The following is a 22,511-nucleotide window of genomic DNA, read 5'->3' on the forward strand; positions in this document are numbered from 1 at the left end:
CTCAATCCAGTGAGCCGTCGACGAGCTCGACGCCGTCGTTTTCCAAGAGCGACTGCAGCGCCCGTGCAGCGGCAATATAGGCCAATCTGACCGTCGCGCTCAGCCTCTTCGACTGGTTCTGCCCATAGGCCGACGCGACAACAATGCGCTGCCCGTCATCGCCGCTACGCGGGAGCACGTATAGCAGCGTGCCAGCTGTGCGGTCGACGAGCACGGCCTGCGGTTCGCGCAGTGTCGAGGACAAATCGAGCCAGTCTGTCGTCGACAGCGGCCCCGATGCCACCTCCGGCAGTTGCTCTTTGCCGCGCACGATCAAATTGTCGTCGGCCACGACCGGAATGCTCTCAACCTGCACGTCGCGCGCAGCGAGCGCGTCGACATCGTCGGGCCGCACGAAGCCGAGCAGCATCTGGCGCTCGCGCGCGGCAGCGTCGTCGAGTACGTCGCCCGCCCAGCTCTGCCAAGCGCTGTCGAGCAGCTGCTGAGCCTCCGGGGCGCGGGAAATGTTGGCGGCGACGGCCGCGCCCATCTCAGGCGGCACCTTGTCGATCTTCTCGCCCAAGACGCGAGACAGCGCCTGTTCACTGGCATAGTCGGCCCCAGGGTTGTAATCCCAGCCCGGATCAGGCCGGAAAATACGCTCGCGGCCGGCCTCATCGGTATAGCGAACAACCCGGACGTCCATCGTATCGCCGGCCTTGTTGATCGGCACCTGGACCGTCTGGATTGCGTCTGAGCCGTCCTCCAGCGGCACACCGAGGCGCTTGAATTCCTCTTCGCTCAGCGCCTGGACACGACAGCGACACCCCCAACCGTTCGGCGGAAAGATCACGTCCCAGATCGGGTCATCCCAGCGCCATACCTTCCCGTGCAGCGCGCGATGCGCGGGCCGCGTGCGGCCATCCATCACGGCGACGTACCGCCAATACGGCTGATTGTCGACGTTGTCGAGCATCCGCTTGTAGCGGCCGGCCATGTTGGCCGTCTGGACGTTGGTCTGGTAGATCGTCCGCAGGCGGCGGGTGTTGCCGAGCTGCGCCTTCGTGAGTTCGCCGGTTTCGCCGTCGAGTACTTCCTGCGTGCCCCACCAACCGAGATCCTGGAGTTGTGGCCGGAGTGCCTTCTGGAATTCCTCGAACGTCATCCCGGTGCTGATCGACTTGTCGACCATGTCGCGGATCGTACGCAGCACGTCAAGCGAGGTGGCCTTCGCGACGGTGAACGCTTGCGCGTGCGCTTCGCGGCGCATATCGTGCCAGTCCCACGTGATTTCCATGCCCTTGGACCGGAAATACGCGACTGCATCGGCCGGTTCAAGACGGAGATTTGCAGCGATGGTCGCCATCGGTCACCTTCCCGCTTACTTGGCGTCGTGCAGACGCTGCTTCAGCAGATAGCCTTCCAACTGCCAGATCTTCTCGACTGCATTTGCGCGTGCGATCTTGCGGCCGATCTCGGCGTCGAAGTTCTCCGGCGACGCACAGGCGCTTTCACCTGTCACGGTGAAGCCGTTGCGTAGCACCAGCACGCAGAAAGTAAGCAACGACAGAGCGCTGCGAATCTCATCTCCCACCACGAAGCCGCCCACGGCACTTTCTGCCGTGAAGTAATACTCGCCCGCGATCACGTCCGCGACTGCCGCCGGTGTGATGCGCTGCGCCGTCTTTCCCTTCGCTTGGATTTCCTGCTCGATTGCCTGGTCGTTCACGATACGCTCCTATGGTCAGTGATATTGGTCGCTACTTCGGGGCAAACGACCTCATATAGCTCCTGCATCAGCAGAAACGACATGAAGGGAATAGCCTGTAGCACGGCATTCGCGCGCGCGTACTGCCGGCCGAGCTCGGCTACGAATCCAGCAGGAGTGTTCGCCTCGTGCTTGCCGAGCACTTTGAAGCCGTTGTTGAGCACCAGGCAGCACACCGTCATCGTCGTGCCGGGAAACACGTAGTACAGCTCGTCGACGATCGCGAATTCGACATCGTCCGGACTGAGAATGGGTGCGCCTTGCTGAAGCGGGAAATGTGCCTCCATAGCATCAATCTCCCGTCGCGCGACCGTAGGTCTCGGCGCCGAAAATCGCATTCGCAATGAGCACCTGCAGCTTTGTGCCGTCCATTTCCGGATATGCAGCCTGCGCGGCCGCGAGCGCGTCTTCGTACGTCGCGGCACCCTCGATCGCCGCGAGCAGCGGCTCAAAGATGCCGGCCAGAGCGTCCTGCAGCTCGCTATCCGGTACGGCCGCGATCGCGGCGTCGATTGCGTTCTGAGCTTCATCACCCGGTTCAGCGAAAGCTGGCGCAGCCGCGGGGCGCGTACCTGACGTCGGGCCGCTCGCGCCAGGCGCGGGCATAGGCTTCTTCGTCCAACCCTCGCCGTAACGGTCCTGCACGTATGTTTCGGACGGCTCGAAACCCATCTCTGCGACGTTCTTGTCGGTCTCACTTTGCGACTTGAGATCAGCCGCCGCGCGAATGTTGCGATAGACCTGACACGGTTCGAGACCGTTATAGAAACAGATATCGTCGAGCAACTGCGCCTTCAAAGTCTCGGACAACAGATCGCTGTCGCCCTTGGTCAGGCCGAGCCGCACCGATTCACGCTCGTTGCTGGCCGCAGCGACAGCGCCGCCCGATTTGCCGCGCGGCACTTCACCCGTCCATACCTCCGCGATCCAGTCGTCCATGTACTCGGCCAGCTCACGCTCGGAACTGATGCCGCCGGCACTGGCGAGCTTGCTTTCGAGCAGCGAAATGTCCATGCCGGACGGCGTCATCAGCACGCCGTCGTTGCTCATCGCACGCAGCGCGTCGAACAGTGTGTTCTTCTCCTTCGGGCTCGCGTTGTTCGGGTACTTGCCCCACGGCACCGGAGACCCCGAACGGCTCAGTCGTTTGTTCCACGCGATGATGCCGGCGCGCTTGAAAAACACAGGCCAATACGTCTGCAGGCCGAGCCCCGTACCGTATGGATTGTCATCTTCCGGATTGACTCGATGGACGATGAACTTGCGATCGGGCAGTGCGATGCCACGCAGCATGTCCTCGCGCGTGAGCATGCGCAGCGCAGGCGGCTGGTTCGGATCGTCCTGGACGTACACGAAACGGCGCTGCGCGCGCTTGACGATGCGATCCGGCACGACCATGCCATCGCGCACGGTCCAGACCTTCTCAAACACCTCCATTCCGGTAAGGTTCGCCTCGAGCATCTGGCTGCAGAGGCTATCGAACGACACCTGTTTCAGGATGTCGCTGACCGTCTTCGCATCGGCATCCGCCTTCGTCGATGAAGTAACAGGTGTGACTGACCAGTCGTAGCTGATCAGCGCGAGGCGGCGCTTCTGCATGCAGGCGAACACCTTCCCATCACGACGCAGGTCGCGATAGATCGCAATGCTGCCTTGGCCGCGTTCGAGCAACAGCGGATCGTTGGTGCGCAGCACGCCCATGTACAGCGGCTCGAACGGATCGACCAGGCGGTTTGCGATCTCGGTTTCCAGCTCCGGGCGAGTAACGTATTCGGCATAGTCCGGCTGCGGCCGGCGCGTACGAGTATGGCGGCGCTTAGCCATGGAGGAATCCTTGAATATCGGTAGAGGACACGACAGGGCCGTTGCTTGTGAACTCCATCGGAGCGGCCGGTGACGACGCGGCATGTTTGGCGAGCGCGAGCGCCCAGAAATGGTCAGCGTGGCCAGCCTCGTCGTCTTCTGCGACGAAGCGGATGTTGCCGGCGGCGGTGACGACTTTCTTCACCTTGCGCAGGTCGGCTCGGACCTCCGGGTCGTAGTGGATGCGAATACCGCTATCCTCCATCGAGCCACGCAGCGCGTATGCGAGTGATTCCTTGACCGGCCCGGTAAATGTCACCGCTTCAACACGATGCTCGCCGAACTGATCCTGCGCGTCGTCGGACCAGCCGATACCGAGACCGGTCGCATCGATACAGATCCGGTCACAACGCTCGAACCACGGCCAGAGAATCTTTTCCTGCGCGCTCTTGCGCATGTTGCGCATGGCCTCGACGTGCCGCGTGTAGAGCACGTCGCCGAGCTGCTCGACGACCCACAGCACGGTCAGGTTGCGCTTGCGTGCAATGTCGACGCCGCAGTACAGACGGCCCTGCACGGGATCGGTCAGACTGCGCTGCCATTGCGTGCCGTTGGAGTACTCGCACGACGTGATGAGCCCGTACTCCAGGAATTTCGCGTCGTCGTCGGCCGGTTCGCAGCAGTACTCCTGCAGGAACGATTCTTCGTCGGCACAGCCCTTGCGCACGAAGTCGAAATAAGCCGCCTCGTCCATCGCCTGCTGTTCAGCGTCCGCCGGCAGCATCTGCTGCAGTCGGTACAGGAACCCCTGTTCGAGCGCATCCTGCAGCGTGACGCGATGCAAGCTGATGTTCTTCGGGTTGTCCTTCTCGCGGACCTCACGGATTAACTGGTTGAAGAAGTTGTGCGAGCCGCGGTGCGTGCTGATGAGCTCCATGCTGCCGCCCCACGTAATACCCGGGTAGGCGATCGCCCACAGCTTGCGCGGATCAGGGTGCAGCGCGAACTCGTCGAGGATACGGCCGCCGCGCTTACCCGCTTGCGCATCTGGGTTGCTGCTCATGCTGTGGATGCGCTTACCCGACGCGAATTCGAGCACGTAGGCCGTGAGCTTGTTCTTCTCGTCGAGCACGATCTCGCCTAGGTCGCGCGCGGCCTGATTCATCACCTGCGCCCACATCTTGCAGTCTTCGATGAAGAGGCGTGCCTGCAGATCGTCACGGCTCGATACCCATTGGTCGTGTCGCGCGCCCGCAGCTGCGGTGCGTTCATCCGCCTTGTACGCCGTCGACCACGAGATGCCAATCTGCCGACTTTTCTCCATCAGCTTGAGGCGAGAATCGTCCTTGATCCACTTCGACTGGAACGGCAGAAAGATCGCTTCCGGATCGGCCGGGATGATCTTCGCGTTGCCTTTGCGGGCGGCCATCACACAATCCCCAATGCTGCGCGGATCTTCGCCATGGTGTCGGCCGACACGCCGTCCTGCTTGCCGACCTCCTGCAGGGACTTCGCCTGCTCGGCGAGCAGCGCCTTGCGTTCGTCGTCGCGGACCTGCCGCATCTTGAGCTCGATCGCGATGTTGTCCTTGCTGGCGCCGCCCAGGTCTTTCAGCGCCTTCGCCAGCAACATGACTTCCATCGGCTTGACCGGGTTGTCCGACTCGCCCATGGTGCTCAACGTCTGGAAGGCGACGGCGCGCAGCATCTCGGGCAGAAGACGCGCAACGTCGCCGTTCGGCTCGGCTTCGAGCCGGTCGAGCCAGACCTTTGCGACTTCCTGCCCCTGGCGGTACTTCTCCATCGACTCGCGCGCGGTCTTGACGTAGCGGCCCATCGCCGAGCGCGAAATGTTCTCAACGCCGAGCGGCGACAGCGCGCGCAGGATCTCGTCGATCGTGCTGCCGTCACGAATCAGCTTGTTGACCTCGGACACGATCTCTTCGGGCAGCACCGCCACAGTACTTTTGCGAGCCATGGTCGATTACTCCGGACGCGGGCGCTTGACGCCGGACACAATCGCACGGCCGGTTGCGACGTCAACGCCGCGCACCGTCAGCTTGGCGATGCGCACGTCGGCGACGACGTCGAACGTCAGCAGATCCTGTTCGCGCAACCAGTCGAGATCAGCGTGCAGGCGATCGGTCGACACGACATGGCCAAAGCGGTTGGTCATATCCAGCAGGATGAACTCGTTCGCCGTATATGCGAGGCTGTCGTGCAGCACGCGCAGAATAACGAGGCGGCGATCTTCGGCGAGGTGGGTAGCGAAATCGGTCTTCATGGCTTGTTCCGCAGCAGATAGTCTTCGATACGGTTCACGGCAGCGCGGGTATCCTTGGTCTCGCGCAATGCCGCTTCTTGCTTGGCCTCCATCGCACGCAGGTCGCCCTTGAGCTCGGCGAACTCGTCGGCACGCGGAAGGTGCTGCAGCGCGGCCTCGTGGCGATCGGCGCGACTGGTGAGGTCGGCAACGCGCTCGTTCAGGACTTTCTCGACAGCCTTGATGTGCCGCGAATTGTCTTTGTCGCGCGTCGCGATCCAGGTATAGAGCGCGGTGCCGATCGGCAGCACGACGCTGCCGAACAGAAGAATCAGTGTGCGTATGGATTCGTTATCGATCTGCATTGGCCCCTCAGGGTTTTTGTGGTGCGTCGGCCTGTCCGGCGTCGCACGCGTGTTTGGCGAACGACTGCAATCCGCCTACTTGGTCGCGGTACCGGTCAGCGTCTGCTGCCACTTCGCGATATCGCTCTGCGCACGATCCGAGTAGCTCTCGGGCGACACGGGTGCCATTAACGAGGGAGGCACGCTCGGGGTCCGTGCTGGTGCCGGACAATCCTTCGAGCTGCCGGTTGAGTTCGTCGATGGTTGCGCGCAGGCTGCGAGTAGTAACGGCAGCGCGCTGATCGCGAGCGTCACGCGCGCGGTCTTTTTGAGCTTGTTCATTGGCGATCCTGTCGGCCTCCTGTTGGCGGATTTGCTCCTTCGTGCGCTCCGCGGCTTCACGTTTCCGTGCGGCCTCGGCATCTTCACGTTCGCGCTTGTCGTTGGCCTGTTGGCACTCAGCTTGCGCAGTTGCCTCGCCGATCGCGATGTAGTGCGCGCGGCCGTACAGAAGCGTGCCTACGACGGCGGCCACGGCGATGGCGAACGCGGCGAACTTCGTCCAGCTCGGGATCGGGATCATTGGTCAACTCCATTCAGGCTCGGCTGCGCGATCAGACGGCCGACGATCAGAACTGCACCGAGCACGGCAGTGATCCAGGGATACACGTTGGCGGGGATCGCAAACGCGAACAGGGGGAGCACCTGCGCCTGCAGCAGCGATAGGCCGGCGAGCGCGCCGGACAGGTAGACCGAATGCAGCCGCCAGGACATCGGCCAGCCTTCGGGCTGCTCGAACCGGCGCAGCACGATCACGGCGGTGCCGAGCACGCTGGTCAGCCACGGGAACACGTCAGCGGGAATGACGAACTGGAACAACGGCAGAACCTGCAACTGCAGGAGCGACAGCAAGGTGATGGCGGCGCCGACCCATACGGTTTTGAGTGTGAACGCATGGCGCCAGCCGCAGATCAGTCGAGGGCACTTCATCACGCGCCCCCCTGCACGAAGCGCATGGCGCGCAGATAGTTGGCGGGCCAGTCATCCGGCCGCGGCTTGCCGGGCACCCACGTGCGCTTCGCATAGAGCATCCACGAACCGCTGACGTCCCCTACGGCCGGCAACGGCAGGCGATCGGTGAAGAGCAGTAGTCGTGCGAGACCTGCGGCGAGCACATCGTCGATCTCGATGGCCGCGTAAATCGACGTCGGCGTGAACGCGCAATGGCGGGCATCGCAAAGCCGTTGCAATAGGCCGCGTGACGAGTCGTGCAGGAAAACTCCCCAGATTCCACCGCCGCGCATCTGCGAGCCGAGCTCGAACTGCCAAAGGCTGCGTGCCGGGCCGTTACCGTGCTGGCGACGTACCGTAAGCCCGCTTTCCTGCAGCCCGATAGCGAGCAACAGAACGCGTGCTGCGGCGCTGTCCATTGCAGGCGGCAGCAGCTTCAGCGCGGGATTGATAGCCGTCGTGGTGACGGACTGGAGAAGTGTGTCGGCTGTCGTAGTCATGCACGGCAATGTGCCGCGCGCGCGCGAAGCCGACTAAATAAAACGTTTTAGATATTGAATCGAATCGATCTTCGATCAGGTACCGCTCGGGCAAACCTTTGTCGCGATCTTCTCGACGAACGTACCATCGTTTGGTGTGAAATCCCCGCCGATAAACTGAGAATAGACTGCTCGGTTCCCCATGCTGTAGAAGACTTGCAAGACCTGATGGCGACGTGTCGCGCAATCGATATTGAGAGTGATTCGCTTATTGTCGAATCGAGCGTTATTTGGTGCTTGGTCAGGTCGCTCAAACTGCATTCGGATCATGGTTCCGACGCGATCACCTTTCCGCACTTGAGCGTCACTTGCCCATGAAAGTTCATAGTCGTCACGCTTCCCTAAACTGTCCCATTTGACCTGTTCAGCCAAGGCATACTGTCCGTAAAACAGCATGCCGATAACAAGCCCAACCCCGCCTCGTTTCATTCTTCACCCCGTGATTTTCGATTGTTTGACTACTTGCGGCGACGTGGTTTCAACTCTTGCCATTCAGGTGACCCATCTGCATCTGTGGCAACACACTCGATATCAGGCGCAGAGGGGTTATCAATGACGCTTCCAACCGCGTAGGGCTTTCCAGCGTACATGCATTGCTGCGACTCCAGTATCTGGAGTGCTTTCGCCGAAGTATCTGCCTTACGCCAGATAATCGCACCACACGTCACGGCTACAAGCAACGCAATGGCCAACGCAGCAAGGTTCCGACGTCCCACTGCGATACGCTGCTTCGCCTTATCAAGGGCCGCAGATAGGTCACGATTGTTGCCTTGGCTCGTTTCGAGCTTTTTCTTAAGAGTAGCGACCGAATCTACCAGCTTCAGGACTTCATCAACACGTTTGCTGGCTTCAGCCCGTGCCTTACCGAGATCGGCTCGGAGCGCTTGCATAGCCTCGCCTTGCTTTCGGAACCTGCTATCCAACTCGGCGAATTCTCGTTTCGTGTTAGCGAGTGCAACGGAGTCGGTCGATGTAGTTGACTGAGGACTCGGGGGCGTCTGTTGCAACTTTGCTCGATCGAGCAGCAATCCGAGGATCGTTTCCGCCGGATCGCGATGAATCAGGTACATGGTTTCGATGTTCTCGACGCCGATCGTGCGATGGAGAAACTTCCACGTCTGCCAGCCGGGCGTACCAAACTCAATTTCAAGTTGGCGGACCAGTTTATTCAGGTCTGCTCGTTCGGCTCTTGTAAGCAACCGCCCTTGACCATAGTGGTGGTTGACGACGTCTCGTCCAGCAACGCTGTCTGCAACTGTTCCGATCGTGATCGATTGGTCATCGACATGTACATCGTCGGCCTGGATTACTTGTCCTACCGAGCTATTGAATTCTTGCCGTGCGTGTGAGTCTTGGTCGTCCTGCGTCATTTCTTCTTGCTTCCCTTCACCGTGAACCGCGTGCCACGCTGATCGAGATCGCCCTCGACCGAGATGCTCTGGCCGACGGAGCCATGAAACACCTGGGATTTACGAGCGGCATCGGCCGACGAGCGGGTGCCAGCCGCCAGCGCACCAACAGCGGCAGCCTTCAATTCGAGCGATGCGGCGCGATAGCGGGCCACAAGCTCCTGTTCGTCAGGTGACAGGGCCGCGCTCGAGCGCACGCCAGTTATGACGTATTGGACATCCAACCCGACCTTTGAGAGAGACGCGAGATAGCCGGCGTCGGGAAGGCGGTTGCCACTCTCATAGTTGATCTGCGTCGTCTTACCGACGCCACCGATCGCCGCGAACTGGGTCTGGTTCATTTCGAGTCGCCCACGTTCCTCCTTGAGGCGCTCCCCAAAGTCCAAATTCATGAACAAAACCTCTTTACAGGTTCACAAACGTGAACCATAATCCGTTCACACAAGTTTCAACTAGTTAGCACTTGTTGGCGCAAGTGCACACAAACAGGGACGTAGCATGATGGTCAAAACACGCTCTCAGGTCCGTGCCGAGTTCGCCAAGAAAGGCTGGTCGTACTCGAGCTGGGCTTCCAAAAACGGCTTCCCGACTGGTCTCGTCATCGAAATCATCAATGACAACGATGACAGTCCGAAGCGACCGTGCCGCCGCGGCACCTCGCACAACATCGCGGTCAAACTCGGCCTGAAAGAGGGCGAGGTGTCGACCGAACTGGTGCGGGCGTGACGGGGCGCGCTATGTCCAGCCGACATATTACAGCCCTTTCAAGTGGGGACGCCGCGCGGATCGCCGATGCGATCCTTGCATTGCATGCACGTGCTGCACTGCCGCTGCGAGCTCTTCGTGACCACATCTCCAGTCTTCGTCAGGCTGGGCCGCAGCCATCGTCTGCAGATCGGCTTGCAGATCGGTTAACGGCAGCAGACCCCGAATCTCAAGTTGGCGCGCCAGTACAACGTACGCGCTACGCAGCACAGCCAGCTGCATGCTCTGGTGATCGAGTTGTTCGACCAGGGCGGTCAGAATTTCCTGTTGGTCCATCGTTGGCTCCCGAAGTAGTGGAAGCACTGTGCCACTCGTCACCCGTCCAAAGTGACCTTTGTTCGGAAACCTTCCCGCGGGAGGATTTCCAATGAGCCGCCGACTTTGGAAATCGTTCCGGCCGACCAGCCTCACAGCCGCGCTGCGCGGCTGTAAGGATTACGCCCTGGACGTCCATCACCTGTCGGTCGAGCGGATCGCCGATCGCATGGCCGTGACGCATGACGTCCTCTACAAGTGGCTGGCCAACGGTCGCATGCCGACGATCCTCATTCCGACGTACGAGCTCGCGTGTGGCTGCCATTTCGTTAGCACGTGGCTCGCGACCAGCGCCGGCAAGCTCGTCGTCGACATGCCGAAGGGACGCCACGCGGCCGATACCGAGCTTCTGGAGGTCAACAGCGGTTGCGCGCAAGCCCTGCAGCTGCTGACCGAGTTCTACGCCCACCCCGCATCCGGCAACGCCGACGCGACGCTCAACGCGCTGCGCACGCACCTGGAACAGATCGCCTACCACCACCAAAACGTGGCGCGTTACACGACGCCCGAGCTGGAGTTTTGACAATGGCCGACTACACGAACGCTGCACAGCAGCGCCTGATCCGCGTCCTGACGGTCCTGTTCTCGGACATCGTCGACGGCGTCACCAACAGCACGATTGCGCGGGAGGTCGGCTGCTCGCCGGCCGCAGTCACGCGTGACCTCGAAAACCTGCGCACGGCCGGCTTGGCCGAACGAGACGAGTCGACGGGCCGCTGGCTGCTGACGCCGCGCCTGCCGCGCCAGGCGCTGACCGCTATGTCAGTGCTCGACCGTCGCCAGCGTCGCCTCGACGAAGTCCGGCAACGAATGTCTGCAACGTCGCTGTAACTCAAAAGCGTCAGCGCTGACGCTTTTGGAAATGAGAACGATTACCAAATGTGCCAGCGCTGGCACATTTAAAAACCAGGAGCACCACACATGGCACGACCCAAACTCTCCGCCCCGGCCGTAGTCGACGGCTCGTCACCGGCTCTCGCCGCGCAGATCCGCGACGTTATGGACCAGATTGGCTACGAACTGTCGTACGACCGTGAGCGTGTCGTGCAGGAAACGAAGTTCTATATGGGCCAAGCGGCAGAGGCGATGCTGGAAGCTGGCCGCCGCTTGCTTGTCATCAAAGAAAACGAGCCGCACGGCGACTTCGTTGAAATTGTTGAGGATCGGCTCGGCATTCCGAAGCGGACGGCACAGCGCCTGATGCAGTCAGCAGTGAAATATTTGCTTAATCCGGCACTGACGGACAAGGCTCCGCGCCTCGCGCAACTCGGCAAGGCCAAGCTGTTCGAGCTGATGACCGAGGACGATGAGGAGCTCGCTGCGCTCACTGAGGGCGGCACGCTGGCTGGCCACACCCTCGACGACATCGAGCAAATGACCCATCGCGAACTGCAGGCAGCGCTGCGCGAGGCCCGCGAAGAAGGCAAGGCGAAGGACCAGTTGCTGGAGGACAAGAACCGCAAGCTCGACCAGGCGAAGGCGAAGGCCAAGCGGATCGCCGCCGCGTCGCCTGACGAGCAGCTCGCCGACCTGCTGCGCGAGGTCGCGTCGGTCGGGAACGAAGCGGTCGGGTTCGTGCGCGGCAACCTGCGCCAGGCGCTCGTCGCGCTGAAAGACCACGACAGCGATCGTACGGCGCCGTTCGCGGCCGGGCTCGTGTCGCAGCTCATCGCGGACTGCCGCGCGCTGATGGCTGAGTTTGATCTGACCGAGATCGAGCCGACCGACGAAACCGCCTGGGCCACGCAGGGCTAAGCACTATGGAGCGCTCCCCCGCCATGACACAACGGCTCGTCGAGATCGCGGCTGCAGCGCAGCGCGTCGGCCACGGCGCGAAGGACGGTATCTACGCCGCTGCGTGCGCCGAACTCGGCGTGAGCCGCTCGACGCTCATGCGTTCGCTGCATACCGTGTCCGTGCGTGTGCCACGCAAGCGCCGTAGCGATGCTGGACAGGTCTGGCTTCCGCGTGCCGAGGCGGTCACCATCAGCGCGCTGCTGATGGAGAGCCACCGCAAGAACGCCAAGCGCTTGCTGTCGATCGGCCGCGCAATCGAGATCCTGCGCGCCAACCCGACCGAGGGTGTGCGGGCCGAGCGCATCGACCCTGACACGGGCGAGTGCACGCCGCTGTCCAATAGCGCGATCGCGCGTGCGCTGCGCCACTACGGCCTGCATCCGGATCAACTGCTGCGCCCGGCGCCCGCGACCGAGCTGCGCAGCCTGCATCCGAATCACGTCTGGCAGATCGATGCGTCGCTGTGCGTGCTGTACTACCTCAACGCACGCACCGAACGCGAGACCGGCCTGCAGGTGATGGAGCGCGACCGGTTCTACAAGAACAAGCCGGGCAACCTGAAACGGATCGAGAACGACCGCGTCTGGTCGTACGAGGTAACCGACCACAACAGCGGCGCGATCTATGTCCAGTATGTGCTCGGCGCGGAGAGTGGCACCAACCTCGCCGAGTCGTTCATCGGCGCGATCCAGCAGCGCGACGACGAGCCGTTCTACGGCGTGCCGCAGATCCTGATGATGGACATGGGCAGCGCGAACACCAGCGGGCTGTTCGCCAACCTCGCGCGTCGCCTGCAGGTCCAGCTGCTGCCGCACGCGGTCGGCAATGCGCGTGCGACTGGTCAGGTCGAGAAGGCTCGCGACATCATCGAGCGCTCCTTCGAGCCCGGCCTCAAGCTGCAGTGCGTGCGCGACTTGGACGAGCTGAATGCGAACGCTCGCCGTTGGGCTCGCTGGTACAACGAAACGAAGGTGCATTCGCGCCACGGCCGCACGCGCTTCGCGCAGTGGATGACGATCACGGCCGACCAGCTGCGCGTTGCGCCGAGCATCGAACTCTGCCGCGAGCTGCTCACGCATGCGCCGGTCAAGCGCAAGGTGAACGACTACCTGCGCGTCGAGTTCAAGGGCCGCGAATACGACGTGTCTGGTGTTCCGAACGTGATGGTCGGCGAGACGCTGCAGGTGACGTACAACCCGTACCAGGCCGAACAGGCCATGGTCGTCGACGTCGACGCCGAGGGTCGCGAGATCCTGCATGCCGTGCCGGTCATCGAGCGCGACGATGCCGGGTTCGCCCTGACGGGGAACGTGATCGGCGAAGACTGGCAGCGCCGTGCCGACACAGTCGCCGACCGCAACCGCAAAGAGGTCGAGCTGGCGGCGATGGACGCGCCGACCCTCGAAGCGGCCGCCGCAGCTCGCAAGGCGAAACAGTTGCCGTTCGGCGGTCGGATCGACGCGATGCGCGTCATCGACCAGGCGCCGCAGCAAACCTACCTGCCGCGACGCGGCACGGACGTATCGATCAGCACCACGGTCGGCACGGCCGCGCCGACGATCCTTACGCACTTTCAGGCCGCGAGCGAGCTGGCCCGCCGCGGCATCCAGATGAACGCCGAACTCAATGCAACGCTGCGCAGCCTGCATCCGGACGGCGTGCCCGAGGCCGAGCTTGACGAACTGCAGAACCGCCTCACGGTACGCGCTGGCCTGCGCGTCGTGGCCGGCGGTTCGTGAGCCCTAGAAGAAAGGAGATATCGATGTCCAGCCAGATCGCGGCGTTGATGGCCGAAAAGCAGATCCTGCAGGCGGATCTCGGTCGCGCCATCGGTTTGTCGCGCAGCGCGACCAGCCGATTTGTGACGCACGGCCAGTTGCCGAAGCGCAATTCGGACCAGATCCGACGCGCGGCGCTCGACTTTTTCACATCCCGAGGCGTCGACCTGATCCAGCTGCGTGATCTGGTCCTGCCTCAAAAGATGGCCCCGGACAGTTCGCACCTGTCCGAGGCCGCCCCTGCAACCCCGAAGTCACCCGAAACCACAGAGGGAGAGCCTATGTTACTCCGCAACGAAAACCTGTCCCAGGAAACCCGCCAGCACTTCGGCCTGCCGCGCAGCCCGTTCCTCGACGACGTCGCGTCGCGTGAAGACGTCTACCAGACGTCCAGCATCCGCTACGTGCGCGCCGCGTTGATGGACGCCGCCACGAATCACGGCTTCGTCGGCGTCGTCGGTGAGAGCGGTGCCGGCAAGTCGACGCTCGTCGAAGAGCTTGAAGAACGCCTGCAGGACGACGATCGCGACGTCCTGGTCGTCAAGCCGTACACGCTCGCCATGGAGTCCAACGACCGTGAGGGCAAGACCCTGAAGTCGCTGCACATTGCCGAGGCGCTGACGGCGGCGCTCGATCCGGCCAAGGTGAACCTCGGTTCGCCGCAGGCGCGATTCAAGCAGCTGCACGAGCTGCTGAAGGCGAGCCACCGATCGGGCCGGCGTCACCTGGTCGTGATCGAAGAGGCGCACTGCTTGCCGTTGGCGACGCTGAAGCACCTGAAACGGTTTCTGGAGCTGAAGGACGGTCTGCGTCGCCTCCTGGGCGTTGCGTTGATCGGCCAGCCCGAGCTGGCGGTGAAGCTGGCCAGCCAGAACCCGGAGGTCCGCGAAGTCGCGCAGCGCTGCGAGCTGGTCACGCTGCCGCCGCTCGACGGTGATCTCGAAGGCTACCTGCGCCACAAGTTCAAGCGGTTCGAATTCGACTTCGACGCGGTGTTCGATCGTGACGCAATCGAGGCGATCCGTGCGCGCCTGGTATTCCTGCCACGCGGCGCGAAGCCGACCGAGGCGATCAGCGTATGTTACCCGCTCGTCGTCAACAACCTCGTCGCGCGCGCCATGAATGCGGCAGCGCGTGCGGGTTGGCCCAAGGTCGACGCGCAGGTCATCGCTGGCTGCTGACCATGCGCCGCTACCTCATTCGTATCGTCCTGCTCGACGGTTCGCGCCGAACCCTCGACGGGCTCTTTTCGAGCGATTGGGCTGCGATCGACGCCGCCCTGGTCGCTTACCCGCAAACGGTAGGAATCGTGCCCCGCCGGGCACATTGAGAGGTCTGCATGTCCATGGATCAATACACCGCCGCCGAGGCGCTGGTGGATGTCGACAACGTGCTGGAGCTTTTCCTGGCACCGGTCGGCATCAGCAAGGCCGATGCACTGGATCGGATCATCCAGATCGTGAATCGATACCTGGTGCTCAAGCCGCAGGCAGCGGAGAACGTTGCGGTCGCGCATCCGGCGACGTGGGAGCGCACGCGGCATTTCCTGTCAATCGCGATCTCCGCGTTCTCACTTCCGGGTCGGCCAGGCGGCCAGTCCATCGAAGCCGCAGCCAACGTGCTGGATGCGCTGACCGTGTCCGGCAGCCCGCTGGCGCATTTGCGAGAAGCCGACACGCATCAGCCTGTCGCCCTCACGCCGGCAGCGCACCGTGCGCTTGCCGAGCGTCGCCGCCAGATCGACGCGGAAGGCTTCACGCCTGAGCATGACGACGAGCACGAGGTCGGTCGCCTCATATGCGCCGCGATCTGCTACGCCGGAGCCGATACCACCAACTATCCGGCTGGCGAACCGCCCGACATGTGGCCGTGTGCGTCCGAATGGTGGAAGCCCGGCGACGATCGCCGCAACCTGGACAAGGCGACCGCGCTGCTGCTCGCTGCGAGCGAACAGCTCGACCGCGAAGCGGCAGCGACTGGTGCTCCGGCAAGCGTCTGACCACTCCCGAAACATCTCACCATACCGAGGCACCATGACTATCGAAACCACTCCGGCCGGCTACGTGCGGGACGCGCGCGGCCGTCTCGTTCCCGAGGCGCTCGTCAAGCCGGTCGACCAGTTGCGCGACCAGACCATCATGGCGCTCGTCACCGACGCGAAGAAGCTGCAGCGTCTGATGGGCGAGTACAAGGCTCGTGCCTTCGCCGATATCGCCGCGTTCGTCGAGGCCAGCAACGAACAGTACGGCGTCAAGATCGGCGGCACCAAGGGCAACATCACACTCGTGTCGTACGACGGCCGCTACAAGGTCGTGCGCCAGATCGCCGAGCGCATCCAGTTCGGCGAACAGCTGCAGGCGGCCAAAGAACTGATCGACCAGTGCATCGTCGAATGGTCGCAAGGCAGCAACGACAACCTCAAGGTGCTGGTCAACGAGGCGTTCCAGGTCGACAAGGAAGGCAACGTGAACACGGGCCGTGTGCTCGCGCTGCGCCGCTACGACATCAAGGATGCGAAGTGGAAGACCGCGATGGAGGCGATCTCCGACAGCATCCGCGTCACGGGCAGCAAGCCCTATGTGCGGCTGTACGAGCGCATTGGCGACAGCGACGAGTACACGCCGATCAGTCTTGATCTGGCCGCCATCTAGTCGAGTTCACCATGGGAGAGCTCAACAACCCGTTCCTCGGCCCGCGCTACGGCGACGTCCAGACGCAGTACTGCTCGGCCGACGATCGCATCCGCATGGTGCGCGACTTCGATCGCGTGAAGTGCGAGGCCGCCCTGAAGGTGCCCAATCTCCAGAAAACCGTACGCCGCGCAGTGCTGGCCCGCCTGAAGAAGCTGCGCGCGTTTGACCGTGAGTTCGCGAATGAAAGCAACGTATAAAGCCATCGTCGGCACGCTGATCGTTGTCAGCCTCCTGCTGCTTGTCCTGGTACTGGCCGGCGTTCTGCAACGCATGCACGAGGAAGGCGACGAATCAGGGATCGTCGAGCACCGCGCGGCTGGCGTGCGGTGTTTCAGCCTGCGCGGCCAGCTGTCCTGCATCCAGAACCCGGACAGCGACGCCGACACGGCACCGGCCGCCGACGTCATCCACCAACCGAACCGGAGCACGACATGAACCGCGACGACGTGCTGCGCAAGATCAAGAAGTGCCTCGAGCTGGCGAAGTCGGCCAACGAACATGAGGCTGCGGCGGCGATGCGTCAGGCGCAGAGCCTGATGCGCGCGTACGGTGCGACGCAGACCGATGTGGCGCTGTTCTCGGTGTCCGAGATCTCGGTCCCGGCCGCCACGTCCGGCATGGTCGTATGGGAAGCCTCGCTCACGCGCCTGATCGCCCAAGCGTTCGGCTGCGACGTGTACTCGTCGCGCCAGTTCGACGAGTCGTTCACGCGGCGGGTGCGGTTCGTCGTGTTCGTCGGGATCGACGCGGCACCGCAGGTCGCCGGCTACGCATACGAGGTGCTCGGCCGGCAGTGCGCGAAGGCGCGCGCGTGGTACATCGGTCGCCAGTCAAAGCGCTGCAAGTCGTCGACCAAGACGGCTCGCGGCGACGAGTTTGCGCGCGGTTGGGTCCAGGCGGTGCGCGGCCTCGTAACCAACATGACGATCGAACCGGCCAATGCCGAGCTCGTGCAGCAGTACATGAACGAGCGCCACCCGGATCTGGCGACTGCCGAGATCGTCGACCGCGGCAGTCGCGTCGCCCGCGAGGGTCACGCGGATGCCGGGTTCCGGGCTGGCAAGAGCGCGCGCCTGGACCGCGGCGTCGGCGCACCCGCAGCGCGGCCGCTGCTCGATCAGTCGTGAGGTGATGATGACGACGCCCCGCAACATTGCCCGGGCACCGCGCGATCGCCGCGCGGATCTCGCGGCCATCCATATGATCGAGAAGCAGCTCTACGGCGACGACCGCGACGCCGCGCGCGATCTCAAGCTGCAGGTGATCGGCAAAGCGTCCAGCGGCGACATGTCGGACGCCGAGCGCCGCAGATATCTGAAGCACCTGCACAGCGTCCAGAAAGGCACAACGCGGCCGGCAGCGCGTCGTTCGGCCGACGATCCGCGCGACGACCGCTGGAACATGGCTCGCGCGTTGTGGGCCGGGCTCGCCGCGGCCGGCCACGTACGCGTCGACACCGACGCCGCGCTGCTGTCGTACGTGAAGCGCCAGACCGGCGCGGAGCAATGGCGCTGGCTGAATGGCTACCAGATCAACGCCGTGATCGAGTCGCTGAAGAAGTGGGCCGCGCGGGAGGACGCGAAGCAATGACGATGCGCGCCGGCCGCCACCAGCTGACCGCACACGACGTCGAGCCGCTCAATCGGCAGCTCGACGTCGGCTATCCCGAGCGCCTGCGCGAGATCGCCACGAGCCTGTATGCCGAGCTGCTCGAACGCGTCGAGCTCGTCGACGCACTTGGGCGGCCGGCGCTGGCCGATCTGGCGATCGCGCAGACCGAACGTCTGTCCGCCGACTTCGGCGGGCACACCATGTACATGCACAAGGGCGTCAGCTACCGGCTGACGCCGCGCAACCAGCAGATGTGCGCCGAGTTCCGCGGCGACAACTACGCTGAGCTGGCGGACCGCTATGAGCTGACCGAGATGCGCGTGCGGCAGATCGTCGACAGCTGGCGCCGTGAGCAGTTTCTCGCCCGTCAGGGCAGCCTCGATTTGCCATCCGAGTGACCTGAGCGCGGCGCAGCGCACGCGCCGCTGACCGGGCCGAGACACCCGAATCCCCGCGAAATCATTTTGGGAGGCTTTGGGAGCGATCTGACGCGAACCCGGCACATTTTGCACACGCAGATCGCTTGCCATTTCCACCCGCACCCGGGGTATGCTGAAAAAGCAGCTACCTCGCTCCCCATCCGCGCATTGCCGCGAAATCTCTAAAACCCTTTATTTAGTGCGTCCGCGCGTGCCCCGGCACGATGCCGGACATGAGCACATCCAAACCCACTACGACGAAGCCGGCGCTGCCTGACCGCCTAGAGATTTTCCGGGCCGGCCGCCGCACGGCGCAGGACGGTCAGATCTACAACATCACGCCGGCCGATCTCGCCGCGTCCGCTGCTGCCTACGATCCGACCATTCACGAAGCGCCGCTCGTCATTGGTCACCCCGAACACGACAAGCCGGCCTACGGCTGGGTCAAGGCACTGCACGTCGCCAACGACGTCCTGCAGTCCGATCACCAGCAGGTCGATCCGACATTCGCCGAATACGTGGCTGCCGGCCGCGTGAAGAAACGTTCGGCCGCCTTCTACCACCCCGAAGACCCCGCGAACCCGAAACCGGGCGTGTGGTACGTGCGCCATGTCGGCTTCCTCGGCGCACAGCCGCCGTCGGTCAAGGGCTTGCGCGACCCGAGTTTTACCGAAGGCGATGCCGGCAACACCGAGTTCGGCCTCGTCTACTTCTCCGAACCCGACGACCACCAGGAGCAACCCGATATGTCGAAGGAACTGCAGGAACAGCTCGAAGCCGCGAACAAGGCGAAGACGGACGCGGAGGCAGCGGCAGCTGCCGCCGCGAAGCGCGCGGACGATGCGTTGGCACAAGCGAAGACCGCGGCCGAGCAGCTCGCGGCGTTCGCCGAGGCAAAGAAGACGGAGCGCCACGCTGCGCATGTGTCGTTCGCCGAAGCACGCGTGAAGGACGGCAAGCTGCTGCCGAAGGACTCGGCAATGCTCGTCGTGACCCTCGACCGCTTGGCCGAAAGCGCACCGGTCGAATTCAGCGAAGGCGACACGACCCGCACGGTCAGCCCGTCGCAGTGGCTGCAAGACCTGATTTCGGGCAGCGCGCCGAAGGTCGAATTCGGCGAGCGCGGCGCCGTTCGGCTGGACGGTGCCGAAGACTCGGCTAAGGGCAAGTCGGACGCCGAGATCGACAAGGCGGCCCAGGCACACGCGAAGAAGCACAACGTCAGCTACGCCGAGGCGCTGCGCGCCGTGACGTTCTGACCGTCGCGCCGATCCATCTACCACCGAGGACACCATCACCATGATGACGCTCGAACAAATCCGGCTGAAGCAGAACCCCGTTCTGACCAGCCTCCTGCTGGGTATGGGCCAAGGCACGTTCGTTGCCGGCCGTCTGTTCCCGGCGCTGCCGCAAGCGCTGTCCGGGGTCACCCTGGCGAAGCTCGGCGACGAACGCCTGCGTCGCTACAACCTGCGTCGCGCCCCAGGCACGGCAACGAAGCGCGTCGACATCAGCTTCGAGGGCGTTGTGTACAACGTCCAGCAGTATTCGGTCGAGGTTCCGATGCCGCGCGAACTGCTGCGTGATGCCGACGAGTCGAAGAAGCTGAACGTCGGCAACTACCTCGACGTGTCGCAGATCGCGATGACGACGGCCAACGACGTGTTGCTGCTCGACTACGAGCTCGAAGCGGCGTCGATCGCGACCAACCCGGATTCGTACGCGGCCGGGCATGTCGTCGCGCTGGCGGGCGGCACGAAATGGTCGGCCGCTACGGGCACGCCGGTCACCGACATTCGGGCGGCCGCCAACACCATCCGGAAGAAGATCGGCAAGAAGCCGAACACGCTGACGCTGTCGGCGGATGCCGCGACGGCCGTGCGTGCGAATCCCGAGGTCAAGAGCTACCTGCCGTCGACGCAGCAGGGTGTGGCCACCGACGATCAGTTGAAGCAGATCTTCGGTGTCGATCAGCTCGACGTCGGCGATGCGGTCTGGATCAACGGGCAGAACGTCGGGCAGGACGTGTGGGGCAACAACGCGATCCTCTCCTACGTGCCGAAGATCGCCGCGAACGGCAGCTCGACGCTGAGCCTGGCCGAACCGGCGTTCGGGTTCACGAACGTCCTCGAAGGCCATCCGTTCGCCGAGCAACCGTACTACGACAACGGTTCGAAGTCGTGGATCTACGGCGCGACGTATGAGCGGCAACCGAACATCGCGTACAACGCCGCGGCGTTCCTTTTCACCAACCCGAACTGAGGCGCGCAATGGGCAAGCTGATCGCCAACGTACGCGTCGACACCGTCGTCGACGGCAAGCGCGTCTCCATCGCGGCAGGCGAAGAAGTCACGGGCCTGAGTGCTCACGATGCACGCGAGCTGAAGCTCTCCGGGCTGATTTACGACGAGGCCGACGAAGCGAAGGCTGCGAGGGAGCGCAACAAGGGCGAGCGCGACGCTCGCGCCGAGTTCGAGGCCGAGCGCCAGGCCGTGATCGAGGCGCGCGAATCCACCCAGGTTCCCGAAACCGACGAGAAGTCGAAGACGGAATAGCACACCACCCCCGCGAGCAGCGACCCCGGCCCGGTCATGAGTACCGGGCCGGGTTGGGCGGTGAACCACCACTGATCACAGGAGCAAGCCATGCCGTCTCAGAACAACCCCGGACGCCAATACGACAAGCAACACGCGACCACCGTCGTCGCGACCGCACGCATCGAAGCAAATCGCTTCGTCGGCTACGACGGCGCACACGCGACGAGTGCCAAGGGCGTCCACGATTCCCAGGGCATCAGCGAATTCGCCGCTGACATTGGCGAAGCAACCTCGGTCGTGACCGGCTATTCGTACCTCGTGCAGATCGGCATCGGCGCGACGGTCGCGTTTGGCGATCTGCTCAAGCCGGCCGGCGACGGCAGCGGCACTGCGATCGTCGGCGATGCGACCGAGTACTGCGCGCGTGCGTTGGGCGCTGGTCTTGCCGGCGACCTGATCGAGGTCGAGATCGACCGTCACACGCACACCGCCTGATCGGAGCCGGCACGTGAGCTACGCGATCGTCGATGACATGGTGGCCCGGTTCGGTCAGTTGGAGCTGGTCCAACTGACCGATCGGGACAACATCCCGCCGTCCGCCATGGACAACGTGCGGATTCAGGGCGCACTCGACGACGCCAGCGCTGCGGTGGACGGCTACATCGGTCAGGTCTATCGCCTGCCGCTGCGCGGGTGCCTGAAACCGCTGATCCCGGCTGCCGATCCGGAATACGCGATGCCGCCGGTCCTGGTGCGGCTGACCTGCGACATCGCACGCTTCTACCTCTACGACGACCTGTCACCGGAGAACGAAGTGCATCGGCGTTACCAACTGGCGCTGAAGGATCTGGATGCGATCGCCAACGGCAAGACGATGTTGTCGTGCCCGTGGGGCGGCTCGCCTGGTGAACTGGTCGCGGCCGACGCGCAACAGGGCATGGAAGTTCGGCACGACTTCGGGCCCCGTGCCGTGCGAGATGAAACGTTGCGGGGATTCGGATGAACGACCATCCGTGGAATTTCCTCGTCGCGGAAACGGGCATCGTCGAGCGGAGCAAGGCGATTAGCCAGGCGCCCGGATCCGCCTGGGCACGCCTTGTCGGCACCCGCAAGGATCTGGCCACCGTCGCCGAGGAAATGCAGACCGTGCCGGCCATCTATGTCGTGTACGACGGCTTCGCAGTGCTGCCGGAGACCGACGAGTTCACGCTGTCGCTCAGCCATCGCTGGCTCGTCGTGCTGGCCATGGGGACGGCCGCGAGCCAACGCGAGGCCGAGGCGCTCAACCAGTTGGCCGGCCCGTATATCGGACAGCTGCTGTCTGGTCTGCATGGCTATACGCCGCCCGAGTGCAGCGAGCCACTCATCGCTGGCACACCGCCGCGGCCGTACTACAGCCCGGCGCGATTCGCGTACTACCCGCTGGTATTCGGCACGAGCAGCTCGCACTGCAGCTCGCCTCGCAACTTCTGACAAGGAAC

The 22,511-nt window shown here is 63.4% G+C and carries 34 protein-coding genes; 19 read left to right on the forward strand and 15 right to left on the reverse strand.

All coding sequences use genetic code 11. The features are described 5' to 3' along the window. Position 1 precedes the first annotated feature (1 nt). The 14 genes from HWX03_RS17485 to HWX03_RS17550 form a co-directional block, all read right to left on the reverse strand. The gene (locus HWX03_RS17485; protein ID WP_175872009.1) at positions 2-1,345 is read right to left on the reverse strand and encodes a phage minor head protein; all 1,344 of its coding nucleotides are present in this window, start codon (positions 1,343-1,345) and stop codon (positions 2-4) included. A gap of 15 nt (positions 1,346-1,360) precedes the next feature. Next, positions 1,361-1,708 (reverse strand): Gp49 family protein, encoded by a 348-nt coding sequence (locus HWX03_RS17490; protein WP_175872010.1) that lies wholly within the window; start codon positions 1,706-1,708, stop codon positions 1,361-1,363. Then, complete coding sequence (locus HWX03_RS17495) at positions 1,705-2,034, reverse strand: Gp49 family protein (protein WP_175872011.1); 330 nt, start codon at positions 2,032-2,034, stop codon at positions 1,705-1,707. The genes HWX03_RS17490 and HWX03_RS17495 overlap by 4 nt, the downstream gene beginning before the upstream one ends. A 4-nt stretch (positions 2,035-2,038) precedes the next feature. Continuing rightward, positions 2,039-3,571 (reverse strand): DUF935 family protein, encoded by a 1,533-nt coding sequence (locus HWX03_RS17500; RefSeq protein WP_175872012.1) that lies wholly within the window; start codon positions 3,569-3,571, stop codon positions 2,039-2,041. Continuing rightward, entirely contained in the window at positions 3,564-4,979 is a 1,416-nt protein-coding gene (locus HWX03_RS17505; protein ID WP_175872013.1) for a terminase family protein, read from the reverse strand. The genes HWX03_RS17500 and HWX03_RS17505 overlap by 8 nt, the downstream gene beginning before the upstream one ends. Further along, positions 4,979-5,527 (reverse strand): phage protein Gp27 family protein, encoded by a 549-nt coding sequence (locus HWX03_RS17510; RefSeq protein ID WP_175872014.1) that lies wholly within the window; start codon positions 5,525-5,527, stop codon positions 4,979-4,981. Before HWX03_RS17510 ends, HWX03_RS17505 begins: the two co-directional genes overlap by 1 nt. A gap of 6 nt (positions 5,528-5,533) precedes the next feature. Beyond that, positions 5,534-5,833 (reverse strand): ArsR family transcriptional regulator, encoded by a 300-nt coding sequence (locus HWX03_RS17515; protein ID WP_175872015.1) that lies wholly within the window; start codon positions 5,831-5,833, stop codon positions 5,534-5,536. Then, positions 5,830-6,177, reverse strand: a complete 348-nt coding sequence (locus HWX03_RS17520) for a hypothetical protein (protein ID WP_060274730.1) — start codon at positions 6,175-6,177, stop codon at positions 5,830-5,832. Before HWX03_RS17520 ends, HWX03_RS17515 begins: the two co-directional genes overlap by 4 nt. 7 nt (positions 6,178-6,184) lie before the next feature. Next, positions 6,185-6,739 carry a DUF2514 family protein gene (locus tag HWX03_RS17525; RefSeq protein ID WP_175872016.1) on the reverse strand — a complete coding sequence of 185 codons (555 nt, stop codon included), beginning with the start codon at positions 6,737-6,739 and terminating at the stop codon, positions 6,185-6,187. Beyond that, complete coding sequence (locus HWX03_RS17530; protein WP_175872017.1) at positions 6,736-7,149, reverse strand: hypothetical protein; 414 nt, start codon at positions 7,147-7,149, stop codon at positions 6,736-6,738. The genes HWX03_RS17525 and HWX03_RS17530 overlap by 4 nt, the downstream gene beginning before the upstream one ends. Further along, a complete protein-coding gene (locus HWX03_RS17535) occupies positions 7,146-7,667 on the reverse strand; it encodes a hypothetical protein (protein WP_175872018.1) in 522 nt (173 codons plus the stop codon). Before HWX03_RS17535 ends, HWX03_RS17530 begins: the two co-directional genes overlap by 4 nt. Before the next feature lie 75 nt (positions 7,668-7,742). Continuing rightward, the gene (locus HWX03_RS17540) at positions 7,743-8,135 is read right to left on the reverse strand and encodes a hypothetical protein (RefSeq protein ID WP_175872019.1); all 393 of its coding nucleotides are present in this window, start codon (positions 8,133-8,135) and stop codon (positions 7,743-7,745) included. Positions 8,136-8,164: 29 nt separating this feature from the next. Beyond that, complete coding sequence (locus HWX03_RS17545; protein ID WP_175872020.1) at positions 8,165-9,076, reverse strand: hypothetical protein; 912 nt, start codon at positions 9,074-9,076, stop codon at positions 8,165-8,167. Then, positions 9,073-9,456: a helix-turn-helix domain-containing protein gene (locus tag HWX03_RS17550; protein WP_244132660.1), complete on the reverse strand. Its 384-nt coding sequence runs from the start codon at positions 9,454-9,456 to the stop codon at positions 9,073-9,075. Before HWX03_RS17550 ends, HWX03_RS17545 begins: the two co-directional genes overlap by 4 nt. 157 nt (positions 9,457-9,613) lie before the next feature. On the opposite strand from HWX03_RS17550, the gene HWX03_RS17555 reads away from it, so the two are divergent. Next, entirely contained in the window at positions 9,614-9,841 is a 228-nt protein-coding gene (locus HWX03_RS17555; RefSeq protein ID WP_208456806.1) for a DNA-binding protein, read from the forward strand. Positions 9,842-9,868: 27 nt separating this feature from the next. Here HWX03_RS17555 and HWX03_RS17560 read toward each other — a convergent pair whose 3' ends face one another. Beyond that, positions 9,869-10,156: a hypothetical protein gene (locus HWX03_RS17560; protein WP_175872022.1), complete on the reverse strand. Its 288-nt coding sequence runs from the start codon at positions 10,154-10,156 to the stop codon at positions 9,869-9,871. A 91-nt stretch (positions 10,157-10,247) separates the two neighbouring features. Here HWX03_RS17560 and HWX03_RS17565 point away from each other — a divergent pair, with 91 nt between their 5' ends. The 18 genes from HWX03_RS17565 (at position 10,248) to HWX03_RS17650 (ending at position 22,503) form a co-directional block, all read left to right on the forward strand. Then, positions 10,248-10,718, forward strand: coding sequence for a hypothetical protein (locus HWX03_RS17565; protein ID WP_175872023.1), 471 nt, complete (start codon positions 10,248-10,250; stop codon positions 10,716-10,718). Between the two features lie 2 nt (positions 10,719-10,720). Then, a complete protein-coding gene (locus tag HWX03_RS17570; RefSeq protein WP_060274750.1) occupies positions 10,721-11,026 on the forward strand; it encodes an IclR family transcriptional regulator in 306 nt (101 codons plus the stop codon). A 90-nt stretch (positions 11,027-11,116) separates the two neighbouring features. Beyond that, entirely contained in the window at positions 11,117-11,950 is an 834-nt protein-coding gene (locus tag HWX03_RS17575; RefSeq protein ID WP_175872024.1) for a DUF3102 domain-containing protein, read from the forward strand. A 23-nt stretch (positions 11,951-11,973) separates the two neighbouring features. Beyond that, complete coding sequence (locus tag HWX03_RS17580; RefSeq protein ID WP_244132662.1) at positions 11,974-13,731, forward strand: integrase; 1,758 nt, start codon at positions 11,974-11,976, stop codon at positions 13,729-13,731. Between the two features lie 23 nt (positions 13,732-13,754). Next, positions 13,755-14,951: an AAA family ATPase gene (locus tag HWX03_RS17585; protein ID WP_230462097.1), complete on the forward strand. Its 1,197-nt coding sequence runs from the start codon at positions 13,755-13,757 to the stop codon at positions 14,949-14,951. A gap of 158 nt (positions 14,952-15,109) precedes the next feature. Beyond that, on the forward strand, positions 15,110-15,769 hold the full coding sequence (locus HWX03_RS36750; RefSeq protein ID WP_208456807.1) for a hypothetical protein: 660 nt from the start codon (positions 15,110-15,112) through the stop codon (positions 15,767-15,769). A gap of 34 nt (positions 15,770-15,803) precedes the next feature. Continuing rightward, entirely contained in the window at positions 15,804-16,421 is a 618-nt protein-coding gene (locus HWX03_RS17595) for a DUF3164 family protein (RefSeq protein WP_175872026.1), read from the forward strand. 11 nt (positions 16,422-16,432) lie between these two features. Continuing rightward, complete coding sequence (locus tag HWX03_RS17600) at positions 16,433-16,660, forward strand: hypothetical protein (RefSeq protein ID WP_077219120.1); 228 nt, start codon at positions 16,433-16,435, stop codon at positions 16,658-16,660. Then, positions 16,644-16,898, forward strand: a complete 255-nt coding sequence (locus HWX03_RS17605; RefSeq protein ID WP_077219121.1) for a hypothetical protein — start codon at positions 16,644-16,646, stop codon at positions 16,896-16,898. Before HWX03_RS17600 ends, HWX03_RS17605 begins: the two co-directional genes overlap by 17 nt. Further along, on the forward strand, positions 16,895-17,590 hold the full coding sequence (locus HWX03_RS17610; RefSeq protein WP_077219122.1) for a DUF2786 domain-containing protein: 696 nt from the start codon (positions 16,895-16,897) through the stop codon (positions 17,588-17,590). The genes HWX03_RS17605 and HWX03_RS17610 overlap by 4 nt, the downstream gene beginning before the upstream one ends. Before the next feature lie 4 nt (positions 17,591-17,594). Then, positions 17,595-18,053 (forward strand): regulatory protein GemA, encoded by a 459-nt coding sequence (locus HWX03_RS17615; protein ID WP_175872027.1) that lies wholly within the window; start codon positions 17,595-17,597, stop codon positions 18,051-18,053. Then, a complete protein-coding gene (locus HWX03_RS17620) occupies positions 18,050-18,472 on the forward strand; it encodes a Mor transcription activator family protein (protein WP_175872028.1) in 423 nt (140 codons plus the stop codon). The genes HWX03_RS17615 and HWX03_RS17620 overlap by 4 nt, the downstream gene beginning before the upstream one ends. Before the next feature lie 254 nt (positions 18,473-18,726). After that, entirely contained in the window at positions 18,727-19,752 is a 1,026-nt protein-coding gene (locus tag HWX03_RS17625) for a hypothetical protein (protein ID WP_175872029.1), read from the forward strand. Positions 19,753-19,792: 40 nt separating this feature from the next. Beyond that, on the forward strand, positions 19,793-20,755 hold the full coding sequence (locus HWX03_RS17630) for a major capsid protein (RefSeq protein ID WP_175872030.1): 963 nt from the start codon (positions 19,793-19,795) through the stop codon (positions 20,753-20,755). 8 nt (positions 20,756-20,763) lie between these two features. Further along, positions 20,764-21,048, forward strand: coding sequence for a hypothetical protein (locus HWX03_RS17635; protein WP_175872031.1), 285 nt, complete (start codon positions 20,764-20,766; stop codon positions 21,046-21,048). Positions 21,049-21,138: 90 nt separating this feature from the next. Continuing rightward, a complete protein-coding gene (locus HWX03_RS17640; protein ID WP_175872032.1) occupies positions 21,139-21,525 on the forward strand; it encodes a DUF2190 domain-containing protein in 387 nt (128 codons plus the stop codon). A 13-nt stretch (positions 21,526-21,538) separates the two neighbouring features. Beyond that, a complete protein-coding gene (locus HWX03_RS17645) occupies positions 21,539-22,033 on the forward strand; it encodes a DUF1320 domain-containing protein (protein WP_175872033.1) in 495 nt (164 codons plus the stop codon). After that, positions 22,030-22,503, forward strand: coding sequence for a hypothetical protein (locus HWX03_RS17650; protein ID WP_175872034.1), 474 nt, complete (start codon positions 22,030-22,032; stop codon positions 22,501-22,503). The genes HWX03_RS17645 and HWX03_RS17650 overlap by 4 nt, the downstream gene beginning before the upstream one ends. Positions 22,504-22,511 lie beyond the last annotated feature (8 nt).

Origin of the sequence: Burkholderia sp. BCC0397 (assembly GCF_902832865.1) — a bacterium.
Lineage (GTDB): Bacteria > Pseudomonadota > Gammaproteobacteria > Burkholderiales > Burkholderiaceae > Burkholderia.